The organism is Fuerstiella marisgermanici (assembly GCF_001983935.1).
Lineage (GTDB): Bacteria > Planctomycetota > Planctomycetia > Planctomycetales > Planctomycetaceae > Fuerstiella > Fuerstiella marisgermanici.
Genome location: NZ_CP017641.1, coordinates 7,051,395 through 7,074,051, shown reverse-complemented (window position 1 = coordinate 7,074,051; position 22,657 = coordinate 7,051,395). Strand labels below are relative to the sequence as shown.

Sequence of the window (22,657 nt, the reverse complement as noted above, 5' to 3'; positions counted from 1 at the left end):
CGGCTACTCGTCGCTAAAGCAGAACGCTGCCTGCGACAGTGGTAATTGCGACACCACGCCACTCAATCGTTCCGCCAGAAAGGTGCGCGAACCCGGGATGCCCAGTTCTTCACACTTTGCGTAGAAGGCATCTGCCGTGGCTTCGTCGTTCAGCACGTCCTCGACGGTGCCAACGGCATTCAGCGATTTCCACGCGGCGAGGAGGCCGTCGTTGATGGCTTCGGCAATACGCTGGTCGAGTGGCACCGGCGCTGCTGGCTTTGCAGCCAACGCCGCCTGCTGCTGTCGAGTCTTCTTGTTCGCCTTGCCCTGCCAGGTTTGAGGAGCCGACATTTTCGGTTCTGGTGCGCCGGTGAGCGTATCACCCGCATTCGTTTGATCAAGCCGCGTCGTGCCGGCCTTCGCGTATTCTTCGGATAACTCAAAGCCCACAAAGCGTCGGCCCAGTTTCTTCGAAACCACCAGCGTCGACGCGCTGCCCGAAAACGGATCCATCACAATTTCGTTTTCTTCCGAACACGTACGAATGATTCGGCCCAGTAATTGTTCGGGCATCTGACAGCCATGAAACCCGGCTCGCTCTTTAAACGTGCCAGCGACGCGAGGGAAGTACCAATCACTTTCGTTCGGCTGAAAGCATTCTTCCAGATCCTGAGGTCGCAGAGCGTACGTCTGGTCAACTTCCGGCGGAATGATCCATGTGTCGTCCGGCAGCCGACCTTTCGGGTTACCGCGGCGATCGTTGTAAACCAGCATCCGCGCTGAGGGGACTCGGTTATCCAGATCTTCTGACCGAAACGTGAACGTCTTGCGGTCTTTCACAAAGTGGAACAGATGCGTGTGCGAACGAGTGAACTTGTACTTGCAGTTAACGCCGAAGGTATAGTACCAAATCACCCAGCTTCGGCAGTGGAAGCCAATCTTCTGAGCTTCAAGTTTCAGCTCGGCCGCAAAGTCGTCACCGATCGCCAGCCAAAATGTGCCGTCTGGTTTGAGTGCTCGATGAGCGGCCGTCATCCATTCGTTGGACCACTTCAGATAGTCCTCCGCCGCCATCTTGTCTTCGTACACATCGTACTTGTAGCCGATGTTGAACGGCGGATCGGCGAACACGAGATCCACACTGCCTTCCGGCAAGGAATTCATGCCTTCGATGCAATCGCCGTTGTGGATCTTCCCGAGTTTCGATTCCATTGTGTTGTTCCGGTTTGGGTTTGATTCCATCCACACTCTGCGACCACGGTGTCGTCGAGAACTACGCAGATCACGGTCCACTTGTACTCAGTCGTACTATTCTATTTTGCGTGCTTCGTCGACGGAGATGTGTCTGCAAAGAAGTGATCTGTTGGATGCACCCACGCGCGGTCAACAATTATCAAGGGCGAAAAGTAGTAACCTAAAACGGAGCCCCGCGAAGTGTGCTTGCCGTTGATGTCCACGTGTCGCTCGAAATATAACGATTTCGGAAACCAAATTGACCGGTCAGAGACGGACAATCCGAATGAAGAACGCATTGTACCCGACCGACCGAAATTGTATTTGCCGTCGGCCGACAACGCAGCGTACGACACCACGTAGCACGACAGCACTCCAATCAATTTTCGAATCCGATGTTCCGTTGACGGCATTAGAAAATGACCGATCAGTGACGCGGTCACGGCAAACGCCCAAATACCAAGTGCATCAAATCCAAATGCGTAACGATTGTCGTAACTGAGCTGAGTGAGATCGTAAACCACCCAAGCTATCAGCAGTAGTAGAACAACGTGGAGCCCGCAATTGAGTAGGCGTCGACGCTTGTCGTGAACTCTGTCCATACCGTCGCTTTCCGCCATTACAACGGGGTAGTTGTACCCAACTACTTCGGCTCGCCCACTTTCACCTTCACCTCATCCACCGGCGAACTTACCAGCACGGTGAGTTTCTTATCCGGTGCGAGTGAAAAAATCGTGCGGATGTGAGGGTCCGCAATCAGTAGATTTTCGCCATTGCGACACAATCCAACCGGACGATCAAGCGGTTCACCGACGACCCACTTTTCCTTTTCGCCTTCCGCCGTCACTTTCCAAACGCAATGTTCGTAGTTGTCAGTCACAAAGAAGGTCCCGTCGTCCGTACGCACAATGTTGTGCGGCAGATTGAACGGGTGACCTTTCACGAAGGGCTCGATCTTGCCGTCCGGCGTGACCTTCTGAATCTGCCCGTCTTTACTTGATGTCGACAACACCCACAGGTTGCCGTCCGAGTCCAGCGTCAATCCTCGCGGCGAGTTGATTACGGCGAATTCTTCCGGCTCCTTCGCACCTTCCTTTGGCATCTTCCAGATGCGATGCAGTTCCAGATCGGCCGTGTAGATGGTCCCGTCCGGAGCAACAGCTATCGCCATCGGAATGCCGATCCAGCCGTCCGTCAGTGGTTGCGGCTTGCCTGCTTCGTCAAAACGGTAAACGTCGCGAGTCGAAGAATCTCCGGCCAGCAGTTTGCCTTCATGATCAATCGCGAGACATCGCACTGCGTTCAACGGTGTGCGGAATTTCTTCGAGCCTTGAAAGTAGACGCTCTTCTTGCCGTCTTCCACTTTCCAGACACCCGGCAGATTCCGGTCTGCCACGTAAACGATGCCATCGGCCGTCGCGGTCACGGCGAGCGGGTAATTGAATTCCGTCGGCGCGTCCTGAGCGTTCACTAACACAGTGGTACTCAGAAAAAATTGCAATGTGAGATATTTCACGATGTGGTCCCGAAACATTAAGACTTACTCAACACTCTTTATGCGGCGAAGCCAGCGGATCGTTTAACCCGCAGCCGAAGGCGCAGGTGTCGTTCAATCGGCGTCCATAAATCGTTCGCCTCCGACGCGACGCAGCTCTCCCCAACAACGCCTGCGTATTCGGCTAAGGGTTAAACGACTTGTTCCAATCCTGCGGTTACAAATCATCACGGAGCCTGCACAGCATTCCAAAACGGCTTCCGCGAATATTCGCGCGTCTGCCATTCGTCGGTCTGCTGGCGGTATCCCGACGAATCGGGGGCCGACTCATCAACGGAGAAAGGATACCGACTCATCGCCTTGAATGGGAACGGTTCCGACGACTGACCGTAAATTGTGTTCAGATCCGCATCTTTGTCGTAGCCGATATTCCTGAGAACGAAGTCTCGCTTCCACCCCGCCGGAACGGGTTTCTCGGGCACCGTGAACTCCACCGTCAATTCGTCGCCTGGTCCCATCGCGACCATCGCGTCGTCGTGAGTCCGCAGCAGCGGGGTCGCTTCACCATATTTCGTAAACCGCCCGGAAATCGGCGGCCAGCGAGCATCAGTCGTCACCGATTGATAATCGTAGCCCTCGGGAGCTCGCCCGTTGCGAAACAAGGCATTATCCGCATAAGTTCGACGACTGAAGCCTCGATAATGCAAATCGGCGGTCGCGAGGTCACACGCCTGAGCGACCGTTTCGGCGTCCCGTTCGCCCACCGTGTAGAACGCCTGATCCCAATACAATTCCATCGTGGACCGCAGTCGAAACCGCAGATCGTCGCCGGTAAAAATGTCGGAAATGTCCACCACCATCGCCTTCGTTTTACCGCTGGGGAACCCGATAAACGGTCGCACGACCTTCCACCCGCCATTGCCATCCGGGACTTCAATCGAAGGCGGTTGCGGTGGAGCCAAATTCGGGTTCTGGTGAATCCCCAGATTCAGCGACGTGTCCGTGGGAAAGATCCAGCCGGTCAGGAAGAGTCGAATGTCGCGTTCGCCGGGAGCACTCGCGGTGCCCTCTTTCTGTTCGGGCAGCGAACCCAAATCGAACTCCATCACCCATTCATCCGTCAGCCCCTGCATCACGCGAGCCTCAAAGGCCTGCACATAGTCACCGTCGACCGCCGTCAGCCCCGGTAGCAAATCGTTGCCACGCCCATCAACAACGGACTTTGGCAACAAGGCATTCTTCACTGTGTGAATGCGGTGTTCTGCCATATCGGGCGGCCCCACTTTTTCGTTTGTGAAGATCTGCACGTCCGCCGGGTGATCGATAGCGGTCAGTTCCACATGATCGAAGTACGCCACCTCCCACAGTTCTTCCGTCAACTGCAGCACGTAGCGTCCGTCTTTCTCGGCCAGCGCTTCGCCGGGAATCAGAAGGTTCTCCCATTCTCGCGTGGGCGCGACTTCGCCATTCGCCTGCACCAGCCCGATCGGTGCGGCCCACAGACAGTCGCTGAAGAATTCAAACCGCTCGCCCGTCCACGTGTAAATGTACGGGCAGGAACCCTTCAAAATCTGAGGAGCCAGAATGCCGACTCGTGGCCGCAGCAGACCTTCGGCCATCACGTTCTGAGGGATCCCGTCGGTCCAGATAATGCGAATGCTGTCCGGCCGCTCGCAGTCGCCCAGGCCGATGTGCATTTTGGCATCAGCGATCAGGTGAGCCTGGTACATGTCGCCGCACCGCACTTCGATGACCGCGCCGGTTGCATGAGCGTTAACGCGCCGAGATTGGTGCTGCGGATCATCCGGCTTGCCTCGCGCAACGACACTCATCCAGTGATTGCTGCTCCCGCCTTCGTTAATCAGCACACCCGGCACGCCCGTGCCACTTTCAGCCGAGGCGGCATACGCGATATCCAGATCGCCATCTTCGTCGACGTCGCTGACGGTCAGAGTCGTGATTTCGGAAATCGTCGGTAGCAGCTTCGACAAATCTTCGAATTGGCCATCGCCGGTGCCCCTAAAGAACTGTATCCCGCCGTCTGACCACGCCACGATATCCGACAACCCATCGTTGTCCAGATCGGCCACCTGCGCGTCCGACACAGGCTGATCCGCCAACGTTGTGAACGTTCGCTGACTGACGTCCGAACCAGCACCGCCTGACGTGGTCAACACAGAAATCCCCGACGCACCGGCGATCACCAGATCCCATCCGCCACTGCCATCGATTTGAGCGACATGAACCGACGACCCCGCCGGCACGCTGTCGAGTCCCTGATCCGAGTCCAGCCAACGGAACCGCCCGTGCAGAACATTCTGTAGCAAGCCTGCTCCATCGCCCGATGCGGAAACACTAATCACGTCCATTGCAATGTTACGATCCCAATCGACCGCCACGATGCTGCCAACGGCCGCCTGAGGCAGACTGGCCGCTGCATTCACGTTGACAAAGTTGGTGCCGTCGGAATTTTGCCACAACGTCAATCCGATGTCGGTGGCAAACACCAGATCCAGATCGCCATCTGATTCCAGATCAACAGCGATCGCGTCGTGGATGTCGGCAACGGCTTCCCTTTGAGGCACAATCACCAGCAAACGACTGCCGTCATCCTGTAGCTCATTCCGCAACACCGAAACACCATCTTCACCCCACAAGACCACATCGTAATCGGTGTCGAACCAGCGATTCTTCTGAGCCGGATCCTTAACGATCTTACGATCGCCGTCTCGATCCTCCAGCAGCACCGGACCTGACAATTCCGAAACAGCTTTGTCATAGTCACGATCGATATCTGCCAGCAGGAAACCTTTCGCCGGTCCAACCTCAGCCGGCGCCGCCAGCAGTAGCCGCCAATCCGTTGAGTTTTCCGGACCACGCGAATAGACCTCAAACTTCTCTTCGCGCAACACAATCAGGTCATCGTGGCCGTCCAGATCGAAGTCCAGCATCTGCATTTGTGTGACGCCGGCAATCGCGGGCATGTGCGGCTGTTGATCGAACTTCGTAATAACAGTATCGCCGACCTTCGGTCGGTCAGACGCAGGTTCGTCGGCCAACACACCTTCTTCAAATTCCAACAGCACGTATTCCAGCACGTCACGATTGATGCGGCGCATGTCGATTTGAGTCGCAATCTCCGGCGATAGCAGATTCGCAGTCACCATCGCCGGCCGCATCAGCACGGCCGGGTTGCTGCCATCGAATTCCTGCTGCGCGGTCGACATCATTTCCACCACGTCGACACTCTGCCGCTTGCGAATGGAATCCCGAAAAGGCTGAAGCACATTCGTAGCGGCGTCAAAGGTCTCCGTGATTTTCAGAGCCAGCGCCTTCGTCTCCGCATTCTGCGAATTCAAAAACAGTGCCTGGCGTTGCATGAGGCGCGACAGAGCATAGAGATTCTCTGGTGCCATCTCGAAAGCCCGCTGCAGCGCTGACAGCAGCTTCGCGGATCCTGGCGAATTGGGGTCGGCGTAGTCTCGATGGTCACCCATGGCTTCCGCGACCGCAAATCGAAAATCGGCCGCGTCCGGAACTGCATCCGCAGCACCGCGAATCAACGCCAGGCCTTGTTCCATCGTTGAGGCCCCAGATGCCGTGTCGTGCGTCAGAAGTTTTCCCATCAGCAAATCGGCCAGCGCTTTGTCGTACGTGTCTTCTGCCACACGGCGATATTCTTCGATCGCCGACTTGGCGGCCTGCACGGCTTCGCTGTAGCGATTCACCTGCTGTGAAGAACCACTCGGCGAATACGGCGAACTGCGGTCCGTGAGTGCGAGCAAACGAGAAATCGCCAGATTACGACGAGCGAGCCATGAATTGGGCAACAGAGTGGCCAATTCTGAAAGCGTTTCTTCCGCCTCGGCCCATTCCTTGTTCTCCAAATGCCCGACGCCACGATTCTTCAGTTCGACTGCGCGCAGCCGCTGAGCGCCAGACAACGGAGCCGGCGCATCGACGGCGACTCCTTCGCCCGTTCTGTCACCGTCAGTTCCGGAGCCGGTGTCCGAGTTACTGTCGTTGCGGCAACCGGTCGAAACCCAAAGCAGACTAAATAGTAAGATGAAACCAAATGCGTGACGTAGCACCGGCAACCTTTCTTCGATCTCAGGTCGAACAAGCGGATGTCCTGTATCTACGCAGCATACCGACGGCGACGCGAAATCCAAATTGCGTCGAGACTCACTTCGCTGCGATCAGCCAACGCACTTTTACACCTTATTAACGCAAGACAGCCCGGCTTTTTAGGAAAGCCGGGCTGCCGGGAACTCAACGGTGCAGAAGGGCCACCGAATAAATTTGCGTTAACTTTGAACAAACCTTACTCAGATTCCGGACGGTCTCCCTTGCCACTACGGCCACCATCGCGCGCCCGGTCGTCGTCTCGTGGGCGATCGCCATCGCGACCTCGACCTGCCCCCGGCGGCCGACCGCCACCTTCCTGTATGCGCTTGATCAGCACTTCAAACTCAGACTTTTCAATGAACCCGCTTTCATCGGCATCAAGACGAGCGAAGCCTTCCTTCAGGCGATCAGGTGCTTCTTCTTTCGATAGCTTGCCGTCTTCGTTTGTGTCGGCTTCCTTGAAACGAGCCATCATTTGTTCGGGACTGGGGCGACCTTCGTCATCACGTCCGGGTCGACCACGTTCGGGGCGATCACCGGGCGGCCGACCACCGATTTCTTCGGCTGTCAGCTTCCCATCTTCGTTGCGGTCCAGCTTGCGCAGAGCGGCCACCGCATTTTCGATTTCTTTCGCGTCAATCACGCCGTTGCGATCCGTGTCCAGAGCTGCCATAAGCGGATTGCCTCGCCCACGACCTTCACCATCACGCGGCCCACGATCGCCATCGCGCTGGCCGCGGCCCCGCCCTTCTCGCCCACGTTCTCCGTCGCGTTGTCCTTCACGCGGCTTGTCTTCATCGTTGGCAGTGGAATAATCCGCCACCAGGCCAAACGCAGCCATTGATAACAATACACCCGCAAACTTTTTCATCTCGGAATCCTTGTGGACTTTCGAAGGCTTTGAACTGTCCGCACTTAGTTGATGCGTACTGGAACAAACCCCGGCGCCGTCAATCGGTGCCGTTGAAAACCACACATTTCTGAGACCTGGCCGGCAGCGACCAGTGGGAGGACTGCCGACGATTCCACTTTCGCTGAGCTTAGCCGCCCGCCACACCGATCACTTGCTGAGGCGGTTCCGCTTCTTCCAGATAGCGGAGCGTTGTATCGGGTTCTTCGATTGCATTGACGAAGCGGCGAGCCATCCGGCAGGTAATCTTTACACGAGCTAAACTATCGTCCGTGTAACTGCGGTCCAGTTCTTCTGCGTGTTGAGTCAGCCAGCTAAGCAGCTTGCCGTTGCCCGTTGCCGTTTCGATTTCCACCGTCACAAAACCGCCCGCCAGGCGTTCGGCGACCAGGGTCGACAGCTTTTCCAATCCCTGCCCTGTGGCCGCGCTAATTGTGATCGTGTTGTCGTAGTGGCGACGAAGAACATCGATGAAAGAACGATCTTCGACCTGGTCCACCTTGTTTAGAACCAGCACCACGTTCGAGCAATCGACGCCAATTTCTTCAAGCACTTCATAGCACGTGTGAATCTGCGACTCCGCTTCTGTGTTGCTGGCGTCAACAACGTGCAGCAGCAGGTCAGCGTGGCGAGCTTCTTCCAGAGTCGATCGGAACGACGCGACCAGATGGTGAGGCAGGTTGCGAACAAACCCAACCGTATCACTCAACAACACTTCGCCGTAATTCGGAACGGACCAGCGGCGCGTGCGAGTATCCAATGTCGCAAACAGCTTGTCTTCCACCAGCACGTCGGCTCCGGTTAACGCTCGCATCAAGGTACTCTTGCCGGCATTCGTATAACCCACCAGTGACACGGTTGGTTGCTCGCGGCGTTGAGACACCGTGCGTTCGCGACGCTGTTCGACGTGTTTCAGTTTCGCCTTGAGTTCCGAGATTCGCTTGTCGATCAGACGACGGTCGGTTTCAAGCTGTTTTTCCCCCGGACCACGCCCGGCTCCGATACCGCCGGTAATTCGTTCCAGGTGAGTCCACATGCGTTTCAGTCGCGTGCGAAAGTACATCAGCTGAGCGAGCTCAACCTGCAGCATCGCTTCGTGCGTTTGCGCGTGCGTGGCGAAGATATCCAGAATCACTTCGCTGCGGTCGACAATCGGCTTTTCCACCGCCTGCTCAAGAGCTCGGCCCTGCGATGGCGTGAGGTTATTATCGAAGACCACCATCTCCGCTTCGGTCGATTCGACCAACTGCTTCAGTTCTTCCAGCTTGCCGGTCCCCAGACAATGAGCTGGATGCGGATTTTCACGGAACTGAACGATTTCGCCAACGACATTTACGCCCGCCGTTTTGACCAGCCCCTTCAATTCGTCAAGAGCCGCCTCTTTGCTTGAGCAGTCGTCGGGATTGAACACACCCACCAAAATGGCTTTTTGATCGGCAACTTTCAATTCTTCGCGTTTGGGATCACCCAAGATCGATAACCTTTGAAAAGGAGGCCGTGCCTCAAACCATTCGAGCTAACGCTCGGAAACGCTCCCGTTGGTCGCTCTGGAAACCAGATTCAGTTGGAATGCGTTTCCTGCAATCAGAATTCTACGGGAGAATTTGCGTGTCGACGTGACAACAATGGAATCGTATCGTCAGACTGACACGCGGGAAACCGAAATGTTCGGCCCCGACCTTATTCCGGTGCGTCCGTTGATTGGGATGTAGTGGATTTCGCCAGAAATCCCGAGCTGCGGTCGAATCGCAGGAACTCTGGCGAGCCCCACGACAACGCGCCGCGCCCCAACCAACGGATGCCCCTGATTTCTGAAGCGGCCAAACAAGATTCGTCGCGGAATTCCTTAAAATTCCGTGCAAAAAAACACACTTATGTCCTCACGCAAAAAAGCGGTCGTCCTCATCAGCGGCGGCCTCGATTCCGCCACGATCATGGCGTTCGCTCGCAGCGAAGGTTACGAACTTCACGGCATTTCGTTCGACTACGGCCAGCGGCATCACTTCGAACTTCAGGCCGCCGAAAAAGTGTGCGCCGCCAATAATGTTGCCAGTCACGTGGTGTTTCCGGTCGACACTGCCATCTTTCGAGGTTCCGCTTTAACCAACGACATCGACGTGCCTCATAATCGCTCAGACGACGAAATGAGCGGCAGCATTCCGGTCACGTATGTTCCGGCCCGTAACACCATCTTCCTTTCCATCGCACTGGGGCTGGCAGAATCATTGGGGGCTCACGATCTGTTCATCGGCGTCAACGCCGTCGACTACAGCGGCTACCCCGACTGCCGCCCGGAATTCGTGGCCGCCTTCGAAGCGATGGCGAACCTCGCCACCAAAGCGGGCGTCGAAGGCCAGAAGATCAAAGTGCACGCGCCGCTGATCACGATGACAAAGGCCCAGATCATTCAACGCGGTGTGGAACTAGGAGTCGACTATTCCCTGACTCACAGTTGTTACGATCCATCGCCAGACGGCATCAGCTGTGGCGAATGTGATTCGTGTCTCTTAAGGCTCAAAGGGTTCGCGGACGCGGGGGCTATTGACCCGATTGCTTACCAGAACTGAAACGTCAGCGTGTTCATCTCCGAAACCTACGAATCCTTTCAGGGCGAAGGCCCGTTCGCAGAAACCTCGTCGCTGTTCATACGCACGTCCGGCTGTAACCTGCGCTGTTCGTTTTGCGACACGCCGTATACGTCGTGGCACCCGGAAGGCGATCAGGTTTCTCTGGAAGAACTTGCCGCACAAATCGCTGCCAGCACAGCGCCGCATGTGGTCCTGACGGGTGGCGAACCGATGCTGGCTCCTCAACTTTCTGAGCTCACCGACATCTGCCGCACTGCCGAAAAGGTCATCACGATTGAAACTGCTGGCACGGTCGATCGGTCGGTCGAATGCGACCTGATGGCCATCAGTCCCAAGCTAAGAAACTCAACTCCCGACGACGCTGTCTGGTCCATTCGGCATGAAGAAACGCGACATCAGCCGGCCGTGATTCGTTCTCTGTTTGCACGCTACGATTCGATTCTGAAATTTGTAATCGATGTCGATGCGGACGTGGCTGAGGTCGAAGAATACCTGACCGAGTTTCCGCAGGTGGAAAGAAGCAAAGTCTGGTTGATGCCCCAGGCTCGCACGCGGGAGGAACTTTCCGAAAAGACTGACTGGGTTCGAACAGCGGCCGAATCGCACGGATTCCAATTCTCATCGCGGCTGCACGTTGAAAAGTTTGGTAACATGCGCGGTGTGTGAGTTTCCAGCAATCCGGTTTCGGCCCACCTCTGCCCCATGCCCGATCCACTTCCCACAAACCCAACAGAACTCGCTCGCTTCGGCAAGCTGGAACTGATTGCGCGGCAATTGGTAGAAGGTCTGATGATGGGGCGGCATCGCAGCCCGTTCAAAGGGTCGAGCGTCGAATTTGTTGAACACCGCGAATACTACCCCGGCGACGAAATCCGCCACATCGACTGGCGAGCCTACGGTAAGACCGGACGTTACTACATCAAGGAATTCGAAGACGAAACCAATCTGCGAGCCCACCTGCTGGTCGATGCCAGCGGCAGCATGAGCTATTCCGGCAGCACGCTCAGCAAGTTCGACTACGCCCGAATGCTGACGGCCGCCGTTGCGTGGCTGTTGCTGGGACAGCGTGATTCCGTCGGAATGGTCACCTTTGATTCGAAGCTCCGCGAACAGCTTCGGCCGTCCAGCAATCGAGACATCTTTCGCCAGATCACACACGTGCTGGAAGAAACTGAGCCCGGCAAAGACACAAGCCTGACCAGCGTTATCGAAGAGATTCTGCCCACCATCAAACGTCGCAGTCTGCTGGTGCTGATCAGCGATTGCTTTGATGGTCTCGACAAGCTGGAGCCAACCCTGCAGCGTCTGCGACACGCCCGGCACGAAGTGATTATCTTCCGCATTGCCGCGCCGGAAGAAATCGACTTTCCCTTCGACCGACCGACTCAATTTCGCAATCTTGAAGTCGCCGATCAGCGGCTTCTGGTCGACCCGGCTCGCCTGCGCAAAGAATACCTTCGGCAATACGCTGAGTTCTCTGACGGTCTGGAAAAGGTGTGCGGGATGCTGGGCATCGAACATCGGCTCATCAGGACGTCCGACCCGCTGCAGGAGGTACTTGGCGGCTGGCTGGCCGAACGAATGGCGTTGCAGGCGTCGCGCAGGTAAACGCAAATCAGCTTTGCGATCCGTCCCGTCATTCGTTAGCGTGGTTTACGTTCCCAAGCCCCGCTACCCGTCTCTGGAGTAACCCACGTGAAACGTTTCACTACCATCATCGCCCTGCTCTTTAGCCTGGTGTCCTTCAACACAAGCCATGCCGCTGAGCCCATGAAGGCTCTGATCGTAGATGGGCAGAACAACCACAAAGTGTGGCCCATCACCACGCCAATGATGAAGGACTATCTGGAAGAAACGAAGCTGTTCACTGTCGACGTCGCAACGGCGGCTCCTGAAGGCACCGACCCCAATTTCAAACCCGACTTCAGCAAGTACGATGTCGTGATCAGCAACTTCGGTCACGGAGCTTCCCCATGGCCAGAGGAAACTCAGAAGGCGTTCGAAAAATACGTCAGCGGCGGTGGAGGATTTGTTGTCGTCCACGCTGCCGACAACTCGTTTCCCGAATGGACTGCCTACAACGAAATGATCGGACTCGGCGGCTGGGGCGGACGCACCGAAAAAAGCGGCCCGTACGTCTACACCAATGCCAAAGGCGACGTCATTCGCGACACGTCACCCGGTAAAGGCGGCAACCATGGAAAGCAGTGGGAATTCCCGGTTGTTGTGCGAGACAAGCATCACCCGATCACAAAAGGCATGCCGGTGGAATGGCTGCACACCAAGGATGAACTTTACGACCAGCTTCGCGGCCCGGCTCAGAACATGGAGATCCTCGCGACCGCGGAATCTCAGGTCACCGGCCGGCACGAACCGATGATCTTCACCGTTCGCTACGGCAAGGGCCGAGTCTTCCACACGCCGATGGGGCACGCTGAATATTCGATGGAATGCGTTGGCTTTATCACCACGCTGCAACGCGGCACAGAATGGGCGGCGACTGGAAAAGTCACGGTGCCAATCCCGGACGATTTCCCAACCGCCGACAAGACGAGCAGCCGCACCAAATAAACCCCGCTGAGTGCCGGAGATCCACACCTCGAAGCTCGCGAAGGTAGCGGTCGCGCGATGAGAGAGTGGCGGCGGATGACGTCACTCCATCGCATTCGCCAGTTGTCATTCCGGCAACAGGTGCAGGACTGGTCGGTCCACGGCAAGCACGGCAGCGTAGTCACTGAACGCCGAGAAGTGGTTGTACGTGGCTGAGATTTCTTCTTCCGCGGCTTCAAGTGCGTATTGTTCTCGCAGCGCCACTTTCAGTAAATCGCTTTGGCCGACTTCGAATTTTCGCAGTTCGATTTCGGCCATGCGTGTTGCGAGCCGCACCGCCTCACGTGCCTTCAACACTTCGTCACGAGACTGGATCAATCCGGCGTAAACCGATTGCATCTCAGCAGCCACTTTGTCCTGAACCATTTGCCGCTTCGCAGCCACCTGCGACATCTTTGCCTGAACGGCCGCCATCTTGCCGCGACCTTTTCGACGCTGCAGCGGCACGTCAAAGAACAACGCAGCTTCCAATTCAAACTCCGATTTATCACGTGTCTTGCTGGTCGGCTCGCCCACATCCTGCGAACCCGAAAGTTGAGCGTCCAGCCCGGGTAAAGTCAGATTACAAGCCTCTGAGTAATCGACGCGCAGTCGCTGCAATTGCAGTTCCAGGGTCAACAGTTCCGGACGGCTTTGTTGAGCCCGGTTAATATCGGCATCAAGCTGTGCCAAAGTGAGATCGCGCAACGCTGGGAACTCGGGCAACGCAGCATCGGACAGCACGATGGGCCTGCCATTGGCGTCTCTCAAAAACAGCGAAAGCTTGGCAGAGGCCTGCTGGAAATCGAGCAGCGCGGCGGCCAGCTTTGCTTCGCGTTTGGCAATCGCTCTTTGGTTGTCGATCAACTCCGGCGGATCCAGATCGCCCCGGTCAACGCGAATTTGAATGCGATCGTTGCGGTCTTTCGCCAGCTCTACCCATCGCCGCCCAAGTCGGTACTTGTGCCCGGCGGCGACCCATTTCCAATACGCCAAGCCAGCCTCACGAGTGAACTGAACCAGACTCGCGCGAATAACGGGATCGGCAATTTGTTGGTCGTACGTGGAACGCCAGACTTCAGCTCGGCGAGCATCAATGTCCCGATCTCGGATCAACGGCACTCGCACCCCGCCCTTGAATTCGCCGCCGTCGTTGGTTTCGCGTTCTTTGTACCACGGCTGAAAATCGCCGCCACCGTTGCGATAGCCTCCGAAGAACTCACCGCCCCCATAAATCGGCGTCGAAAATCCGGCGCTGTTGCGATACGTTTCGTAATACCCCAGCGGCCCGTTCTCGCTGGCTGCCTTCAGCTTCGTGTCGAACGCACCCCATGCGGAAAGCTGGTTTCCGTTGGCGATCTGGCGTTCCTGATAAGCTGCCCGCACCAACGGGTAAGACAGATGAACAGAATCTATCACTGCGTCGAGCGACACAGCGGGATTCAATTCGGGCTCAACGGGCAAAGCGGCGGTAGACTCATCGGATGCCGACTGGAAAGACACCAACAACGAGTCCGGAGTTTCCGCCGTCTCGGTATGCGTCTCCTCAGACGCGAGCACGGTTTTGTCGTGCACGGGTTCTTCAGACGCCTCTGCGGGCGAAACGGCCTGGTCATCCAATTCCACCACGGCATCGTTGATGCTTGACGGAAGGCTATCGGACGTAATCCGAGCTTGCTGAGACGCCGTGCAGCCGATTTGCAGTAGGAGCAGGAGAATATAGACTCGGCCGACCATTGCTCTAATCATCTCCCCCCATCCATGGGTGCCTGCTGCACAATGCGACAGACATGATCCAGAGTAGGGATCGACTCACAGCACAAATCTGCTTCAGGCCTGACCGCGCCCAAGGCAGGAGAACGCGGATGGCCCGCCACTTTCACCGCCTGTGCGGCTTCTGCCGATTACAGAGAACTCGGCACGGCTTCTACTTCGGCAGTTTCGGCTTCTTCGGCTTGTCTTTGCCGTCACCGCTGTCAGTCAGGACCGGTGGAAAGCCGTTCATGTTTCGCCAAACTTCGTACCACAGCGGCACTTGTTCCAGCAACACCCACGCGTTGGCTCTCACACCTTGTCGCAAATACCGCTCATCGGGCCAGCCATGGCGATCGTCGTCGGGGCGAACAAGAACGCGAAACTTACCCTGGCCGTCGTCGGTCGCATCCACGGAAACGACCTTTCCGCCGAACGTTCCCACGGCAACAGATGGCCATCCGGCAAACTGCACGGCCGGCCAACCCTCAAACTGAAGCCGAACATGACTGTTGGGCTTCACCAGTGGAGCGTCGTTGCCGTCGAGCCACACCTGAACGGCTCGGTCTTTTGTATCCGGAACGATCACGCACAGCGTGTCACCTTCCTTTAAGATCTGACTCCCTTGATTCGCGCTGATGGAGGTCAGGAACCCGTCGAACGGCGCAAGAATCGTCTGGCTCTGCTGTCGGGCCATCTTGGTGTCCATTTCGGACAAGGCTTTTTTCGCTTTGTTCATTTCCGACGTAGCCTTGGCCACTTCGCTTTCCGACTTCGCGACATCGCCTTTCGCCTTGTCCAGCAATGACGTGGCGTAATCGATGTCGCCCTGAGCCTTCTGTTCTTTAGCGTCGCGATCGCGTTCTTTTCCGATCAGATCGTTCTGAGCGGATTCGACGTAGGCTTCCGCCTTCGCAACTTTGGCCTTCGCTTCCAGGTACTTTCGTTCGGCAAGCTGAAACTTCACCTCAGCAACGATCTTCTCTTCAAACAATTGCTTTTGACGTTCGAAGTCCGCTTCGATCTGCGTTAACGCGGCTGCAACTTCTTCTAACTGCTTGCGTTCCGCTTCGACCTTATTTTTTGCCCCCGCAATCGCGGCATCGGCCGAAGCAACGATCTGCTCTTTGGCCGACTGATAAGTCTGCAGCAGCGACTGCTGAGACAGCACAATTTTTTCTGCAGCATCTCGGTTGCGTTCACTGGCCGCCAGCAACGTTTTGGTGGCTTCGAACTGAGCTTTTGTCGCAGCGACCTGGTCTTCCAGTCGTCCCATCAGGTTCGGGTCGACGTCCTGGATCTCGGCGATGAGGTCTCCTTTTTTGACATGAGCATTCTCAAAAACGTTGTCCCCCCATCTCACCACACGCCCTTTGATTGGGACTTCGATTGTCTGCTGGCGTTCTCGCGGTGCGAAGGCAATCACATTGCCGCTGCCTGTCACAGATTGCTGCCAGGGCGCGATGGTGACGAAGATGAACCCAATAACCAACGACAACAACAGGATCTTGCCAATCCGTCGAGCGAACCGCGACGAGCGAGCCAGTCGCAGCGATGGCAACAGCGCCTCGCTGTAGGCCGACGGACCGAGCATACGGCCGGAGAACATTTGATCGTTGTATATTGTGTCTTCGCGATTCTTCATGAGGACATCCCTTCAGTTTCCAGCTGCTGCCCAGTGCGTTCATTGGAGCGTAGGTCAATGACTTGATCACACCGATCAGAAATTGACCTGCGCCCGGTGCCAATCACCAGCGTCCACGGGTGATCAGGATGCGATAGACTACGAACGGCGGCTTCCAGTTCATCGTCAGACAGCGAATCCAGTAAACCGTCCACCAATAGCAAACGCGGCTTACCAGCGATGGCTCGAGCCAGACACAGCATGTCCACCTGAGTCCCCGACAAAGGCACACCGTCGCCGTTTAGTTTGGTGTCGAAGCCGTCCGGGAACGTCAACACCTGCTCGTATAGCCCGACCTGTTCCAAAGCCGCGCGGACATCGGCGGACGTCACTGTGGCTCGGTGCAGATGAACGTTTTCTTCCAGACTCCCGTGAAAGATCTCAGCTCGTCTCACAAGAGAAACGTTGCCACGCAGGACATCGGACCGAAGATCCAGTGGGTCGTAACCGTCAATCGTGACATGACCTGCCGTCGGTGCTCGCAAGCCATAAATCAGATCCATCATCGTGCTCTTGCCGCTGCCGCTGGTGCCGAGCAATGCCACAGAAGTTCCAGGCGGTGCGTTGAAGGAAATGGCGGCGTGCAGGTGCTTTCGGTCGGCAGCGCGTTTGAGTTCCACTGCGTCGACATTCAGCATTGCCGGCCCTGACGCACGCATTTCCAGGATCCCGTCGTGCTTCTCGGTCGGCAAATCAAACAGCGACCCCAGTTTGTCCACAGAAGCCAGCAGGTCGTAGAAACTTTCCATGTGCTTGCCGATCTTAGCGAAGGCTCGCACAATCACTGTCACAATCAGCTCCGCAGCGACCAGCTGTCCAAGAGTCAACTGGCCATCGATCACCAACCAGCCGCCAATGCCCAGCAGCGCTGTACTCGCGACAGCCTGCAGTCCCAGTGCAAACAGAATCTGCCGCATCAGAATTCGGAAGTGCTTTTGTCTGGCTTCCAGATATTCGTGCACCATGCGGTCGGTACGTTCCAGAGCCAGATCAGTGCCGCCGGCTGTGCGAAAGGTCGTTGGGCAGCGGGCGATATCTTCCAGCCACGATGCCATGTTGTACTTGTTCTTGGATTCCTTGATCGCGCTAGCTACCGCCCCTCGTCCCAGCACAAAAATGATAAAGGCAATCAGTGCCATCATCACGACATCGAAGCCCAACAGCCACGGATGATAAAACGCCAGGACAGCCATCCCGATAATCGCACTCAGGATCAGGCCGATGCCATCCAACAGTAACGACGCGGCCACCTTTTGAACGGTCACAATGTCGAAAAAGCGATTGGTAAGTTCCGGTAGATAGATCCCGTCGGTTGCTTCCTGTTGAGCTCGCGGAAGCCGAAACGCCAGGTCACCGGCCACCCGCGCGAACAGCCGTCGCTGTATGAGTTCCACCACGTAAGTCTGTAGAGCTCGCATAGCCGCCGCAAACGACAGGAACGTCAGCAAGATCAGGGCGAGCACAAAAATTGGCTGCACAAATCGCCCAAAGGCCACCGTGTTAACCAGCGCCTCAACAGCGATCGGAGTTGCCAGTGTCAACAAACCGACAACAAACGCGAAGGTCATCACAATCCAGATGTCTGACCATTCGGGCTTCAACAAAGCCTGCAACCGCGCGAACGGTTCCAGCTTACGCGTCTGCTGCACGTCTGAAGACAGGTCGCCACGGATCACAACACAGCGAACTCGACCGTCCTGCTCGAATTGTCGCAGCGCCTTGCGAACGCGGCTTAGGCGAATTATCCGGGTACTGCCGACGTTGTCGGTTCTTTGTAATTCGACGCGGTGTGAACTGATCAGCCGCGCGCTCAGCCACTCACCATTGCCATCGGCCGTTTGCTGGCAGGTGACAATTCGAGCACCATTGCGGACCAAAGCGACGGCTTCGGCAACGGAACAATCGATCGTCTTCGTCTGGATTCCGATGCTGGACGCTGCCTCAGCAAGCCATTTCCACCACAGACGCTGTTCGTTGCCCGGCCATGCCGATTGTGCCTCGTGCCATGCCCTCCGTCCGGCGGCCATTTCCACGTCTGGCAGCTGCAGCGTCAGTTGCTCAAGGATCCACGATCCCGCGGCCACGCTGTCAGGAATTCGGTTAATCATAATTACGATTGTCTCTGGAAATCAGGGCCGGCAAGTCGCCGATATTTCGATGTGCTCCATTTGTGATGGACTCACTGCCTGGAGTAAGGGAAACTCATTGATCTGACACCCCCAAATCATCGCCTGGCTCGTTTCTGCTGGCCGCACGCACCATGCAGGGAGGGCAATATTGGGGCATTTTTTAAGTTTCCCTCGGCCGATGACTGCTCGCCAGTTGTGTCACGATCTCAAATTCACGGGCAACACTCGATTTTGCCTTGTTCTACGCCATTGTAATTAATGGAATTGAATTTTCTGGCCGGAAATACGCGAAACAGACATAACAGGTTTCCTGTCTTACATTTAGGGAAATGCGCCCGAGCCCAATATCGCTGTTTCGCAGAGAATCTCGGGGCTCAGAAATGGAAAGCTGCCTGCGTGAAGTCGCGGCGAGGTCCACGCACAGCTTTTGTGGTGCCCACTGTGCGGACTCTACGCGGCTAACCCAACTTCCCCAACTGGAGTCACGAAGGCAGTGTTTTGTGCGGTGAGCGGTCAAAAGTTTCCACTACATTTGCTTTTGGAATATTTTCGACGGCAGTTTGAGGCTCAGCTTTTCCAGAAGAATCTGTTGATGGTCGGAGGGCTTTGACACGCAGCGGGTGCGGATCTCCGGGCCGGTGCGAGTGGGCAGGACGACGTCCATCGAACGGATCTCCGACAGCTCCGCAAGCACACGGCGCGGTTCGTCGCCCAGCCCTGCTTTGCTGCACAGCTGGCCGAGCGTCTTCCACAACACATACGCCAGAAAACACACGAAGATGTGTGCCAGAACACGGTCCTCCTTCTGATGCCAGATCGGGCGGATCGAAAGATCGCTTTTGTGGATTCGGAACGCGGCTTCCGCTTCGGTCAGTTGGATGTACGCCTTCCAAAGTTCTTCGTCGGACCAGTCGCTGACATTCGTTCGCAGCAGATAGCATCCGGAACTCAGAGTCGCCCAGTCACGCGTAGCTTCGATCTTTGACCATTCGATGCGTGCGGCCCCGTCATCTGTCTTCGTGACTTTCACGTCGAAGAGCTTTGCCGCTCGAGTGTTCTTTCCGAGCAGCCGGCCGATCTCACGTTCGACCTTCATCGGGTCGCGTTTCTGTTTATCGCACCGCGCCGTCATGCGGATGAGCGACTCTTCGATCTTCTTTTCGAAGCGCTGTGTGATCGCTTCTTCCTTCTTTGATCGATCGCGACTGCGACACAGGATGAATGTCTCCGGCGATGTGTTGCAGTCTTCCGATTCATCCGGATCGTCGCTGCCGGGCCACGGCACGACCTTGACTTCCAGGCCATCGCGAATGCTGGTCCAGTCTTCCTTCAGCAGCTCGTGTTCAAACTTCTTCAGCATCGATTTGGGAGTGCCGACGATGTAGCGTCGACCGCCTTCGCGCAGGAATTCGATGTTGTCTTCCGACACCATGCCGCGATCCATGACCCAGATGCGATCGCTTTTCCCGTAGCGTGCTTCCATCGTTTCGACGATGTGTTCCACGGTAGTAACGTCGGCCGTATTGCCGGCAAACACCTTGTATCCCAGCGGCATTCCGCATCGAGACACCACCAGCCCGATGCAGACCTGCTTGCAGTCGCTGCGGTTATCGCGCGAATAGCCACGCTGAGCCAGCGGATTGCGTTCGGCCTGACCTTCGAAGTAAGTGCTGGTGACGTCATACATCAGCAGGTCGTATTCGAGATCGAACAGATGGCCAAGGCGATTCTTCAGATGCGTTTCCAATGCGTCCTTGTGCGGCAGCAGCTGATCGAGTGTGCGGTACAGCCGATTATCGTTCACACGTTCTTCGCTCACGCCGAGCAGATCCCGCAGTGCCGTTTTCGGATACCATTGTTCGGCGGTGAAGAGTTCGCTGGCAGGTTCGAGCAGCCGCGCAATGATCAGAATCAGCGAACTCACATCCCAGCCGACCAGTTCACGACCTTCAGGGATCGCGTTGCTCAGGAACGTATCCAGTTGCAGCGTGCGAATCAGGTGCAGAGCCATCCACGGCCCGCCGAACTGTCGCAGGTTTTCCACACGAACTCCGGCGGCGTTGACTTCGACCCATCGCGGAGTCACGGCAGACGCATCATCATCGAACTCGAATCGCATCTGTCGACTGAGCGGTTGTGACTGATCAGCGGTGACACCGGGTGCAACCTCATCGCTACCGGCCAAAACTTCCGCCGCCTGATGGACGCCCAGTCGACCGGCTTCGTCAAGCTTCCCCAGCCACGCGACCACCCGCTGCCGCGGCCCACTGGCCGAGCGATACGATTCGACCAGCGCCCAGTAGGCGTGGCGACGACCGTTTTTGATTCGATGGCATTGGCGAATGAACATGATCGCAAATGCTACCGATCGATCTCTGACCGGCCAGATCAGAGGTCGTCACTACATCGTGTTTCAGATTTCAAACGCTGGACTTTTGAAACTTCGATAACAAAAACACGCCGAATAAATTCTCTGCAACCACATTTTGTGCCGCTGCTGGGGAAGTTGGGCTAACTGTCTTCGACGGCAAAAGCTTGCCAGCGTCAGCAGCCCAAGTGTTGCCAGGAAGGTTCAGGAAAGCACCCGAATGTTGGGTCGCACGTCAGCTTCGTCAACCTGGCTCCGCATCTTTGGCGGCGAAGCCAGTGGATCGTTTAACCCGTAGCCGGAGGCGCAGGCGTTGCTGGGGACGGCTGTATCGCAGCGGAAGCGGAACACTCACGGATGCCGATCAGCAACGCCTGCGCCTCCGGCTACGGGTTAAACGACTCGTATCAATCCGGCTGTAATTTATTCGACATTCTGAGCCAAAAATCCTGCTCGGCAAGCAGGACCTACTGTCGGGCCGTTCTACGGCGAATCCGCATCGTCCGTCGTATCGCTCTCCTCAGCTTCACCGTCCTCATCACCGGAGTCCGAATCGTCTGTGTTCGACTCATCAGCGTGCGGTCTATCGGGGCCGTCTTCTGTCGGTCGATTGCCGTGGTCAGTGCGACCGCGACCACGTTGGCCAGGCCCTGGCTGTCGCGACGGCGGCCCGGACGCGCCTGCTCGGTTGCGCAGTTTTTCAGTCAGCGACCGAATCGTGACCTCATCTGCTTCGTCGAAACCAAGTGCGTGAAGCATCGGCCCCATAGACGTTCGCTCCGCCCCCTGTAATTCGCCATCGTTGTTCTTGTCCAGCTTCTCGAAAATCCGCGTCGCGATAATCGTCACCCGGTCTTTCACATCGCTGTGATCACCCAAGTTGCCTGCGTGTCTGTCATCATGGTCCGCATTTGGTCGCTGTGGAAAGCGGCTTCGGTCCTGCGATCGGCCGGGTGGACCAGGCCTGAAGGAATCACGGCCACGGTTTTCAGCTTCGGGGTTACGGCCAGGAAAGGAAGAACGCGAACGATCACGGCCGGGCGGTTGGCGGCTCGCCGATGAATCGGCACTGCGACGACCACCGTTTCGCGTAGAGGCACTCACGTGAATAACAGCTTCCCGCGCGTCATTTCCGCCTGAGACCTTCGCAGAAATTGTCTCCGCCTTCCCGTCCTCAATCAGCAACGTTGTCTTTAGCTGCGCTGAGTAGGTGGTCGGTAAATCAATTGGCGGACGAGCTTCTACGTCACGCGATTCCGCCTGGGGATATTCCAGCCATGACTTTTCTATAGTCAACTCCACGACAATCCCGGCGCCGGTGATTTGAGGTTCGACTTGAACGACTGTTCCGGTCGACTTCTGCTCCGTCTGCGTTCGCACCGGTGTACCGCGACCGCCAAACACCTGCTGCCCCACCACCACCGGTGTCTGTCGCCCAAGCTGCGCCATCGCTCGACTGTTTTGAAGCGTCGTCAACCGAAAGTGGTCGGCTAACTGCGGAGTGCTGTCGTTGCCGTTTGAGCCACTGACCAGAATTTCAACTTCGATCGTGACAACCTGCGGTCCATGACCTCCTGACCTCTCCGCGTTTCTTCCGCGATCTGCTGGCCGACCCAATTGTGGCTCACCGTCAGCGGCCAACAAAACAGAAGTGCAGCAGAGGCCAAGAACAGGCAAGGCGACCGCACAAACAGACAGCAAACGGCTTCTTCGCATCGTACTTCTCCAGCGATTTCACAACTTCACACGCAGGCGACATGTGTGAATCAACCCTGCCCCCGTGCAGAAGTGTCGATGAA

At 56.6% G+C, this 22,657-nt stretch carries 14 protein-coding genes; 4 read left to right on the top strand and 10 right to left on the bottom strand.

Annotated features, from left to right (window positions below; genetic code table 11):
- Positions 1–3: 3 nt before the first annotated feature.
- The 5 genes from Fuma_RS26580 to hflX form a co-directional block, all read right to left on the bottom strand.
- Positions 4–1,194, bottom strand: a complete 1,191-nt coding sequence (locus Fuma_RS26580) for a DNA-methyltransferase (RefSeq protein WP_077026788.1) — start codon at positions 1,192–1,194, stop codon at positions 4–6.
- A 664-nt stretch (positions 1,195–1,858) separates the two neighbouring features.
- Positions 1,859–2,731, bottom strand: a complete 873-nt coding sequence (locus Fuma_RS26570; RefSeq protein WP_158521149.1) for an NHL repeat-containing protein — start codon at positions 2,729–2,731, stop codon at positions 1,859–1,861.
- 206 nt (positions 2,732–2,937) lie between these two features.
- Positions 2,938–6,801: a CRTAC1 family protein gene (locus tag Fuma_RS26565; RefSeq protein ID WP_145944392.1), complete on the bottom strand. Its 3,864-nt coding sequence runs from the start codon at positions 6,799–6,801 to the stop codon at positions 2,938–2,940.
- A gap of 233 nt (positions 6,802–7,034) precedes the next feature.
- Positions 7,035–7,709 (bottom strand): EF-hand domain-containing protein, encoded by a 675-nt coding sequence (locus Fuma_RS26560; RefSeq protein ID WP_145944391.1) that lies wholly within the window; start codon positions 7,707–7,709, stop codon positions 7,035–7,037.
- A gap of 169 nt (positions 7,710–7,878) precedes the next feature.
- Entirely contained in the window at positions 7,879–9,219 is a 1,341-nt protein-coding gene (hflX, locus tag Fuma_RS26555) for a GTPase HflX (RefSeq protein WP_077026783.1), read from the bottom strand.
- A gap of 403 nt (positions 9,220–9,622) precedes the next feature.
- On the opposite strand from hflX, the gene queC reads away from it, so the two are divergent.
- The 4 genes from queC (at position 9,623) to Fuma_RS26535 (ending at position 12,907) form a co-directional block, all read left to right on the top strand.
- Entirely contained in the window at positions 9,623–10,315 is a 693-nt protein-coding gene (queC, locus tag Fuma_RS26550; protein ID WP_077026782.1) for a 7-cyano-7-deazaguanine synthase QueC, read from the top strand.
- A 9-nt stretch (positions 10,316–10,324) separates the two neighbouring features.
- Complete coding sequence (locus Fuma_RS26545; protein ID WP_077026781.1) at positions 10,325–11,002, top strand: 7-carboxy-7-deazaguanine synthase QueE; 678 nt, start codon at positions 10,325–10,327, stop codon at positions 11,000–11,002.
- A gap of 36 nt (positions 11,003–11,038) precedes the next feature.
- Positions 11,039–11,944: a DUF58 domain-containing protein gene (locus tag Fuma_RS26540; RefSeq protein WP_077026780.1), complete on the top strand. Its 906-nt coding sequence runs from the start codon at positions 11,039–11,041 to the stop codon at positions 11,942–11,944.
- 87 nt (positions 11,945–12,031) lie between these two features.
- Positions 12,032–12,907 carry a ThuA domain-containing protein gene (locus tag Fuma_RS26535; protein WP_229360742.1) on the top strand — a complete coding sequence of 292 codons (876 nt, stop codon included), beginning with the start codon at positions 12,032–12,034 and terminating at the stop codon, positions 12,905–12,907.
- A 105-nt stretch (positions 12,908–13,012) separates the two neighbouring features.
- Here the strand turns inward: Fuma_RS26535 and Fuma_RS26530 are convergent, their stop codons facing one another.
- The 5 genes from Fuma_RS26530 to Fuma_RS26510 all read right to left on the bottom strand — a co-directional run bounded on the left by Fuma_RS26530 (position 13,013) and on the right by Fuma_RS26510 (position 22,574).
- Complete coding sequence (locus Fuma_RS26530; RefSeq protein WP_083732347.1) at positions 13,013–14,674, bottom strand: TolC family protein; 1,662 nt, start codon at positions 14,672–14,674, stop codon at positions 13,013–13,015.
- Between the two features lie 178 nt (positions 14,675–14,852).
- A complete protein-coding gene (locus Fuma_RS26525) occupies positions 14,853–16,322 on the bottom strand; it encodes an HlyD family secretion protein (RefSeq protein ID WP_218922307.1) in 1,470 nt (489 codons plus the stop codon).
- Entirely contained in the window at positions 16,319–18,469 is a 2,151-nt protein-coding gene (locus Fuma_RS26520; protein WP_083732346.1) for a peptidase domain-containing ABC transporter, read from the bottom strand. The genes Fuma_RS26525 and Fuma_RS26520 overlap by 4 nt, the downstream gene beginning before the upstream one ends.
- A 547-nt stretch (positions 18,470–19,016) precedes the next feature.
- A complete protein-coding gene (locus Fuma_RS26515) occupies positions 19,017–20,840 on the bottom strand; it encodes an IS1634 family transposase (RefSeq protein WP_077026778.1) in 1,824 nt (607 codons plus the stop codon).
- A gap of 501 nt (positions 20,841–21,341) precedes the next feature.
- Positions 21,342–22,574, bottom strand: coding sequence for a hypothetical protein (locus Fuma_RS26510; RefSeq protein WP_077026777.1), 1,233 nt, complete (start codon positions 22,572–22,574; stop codon positions 21,342–21,344).
- Positions 22,575–22,657: the final 83 nt, after the last annotated feature.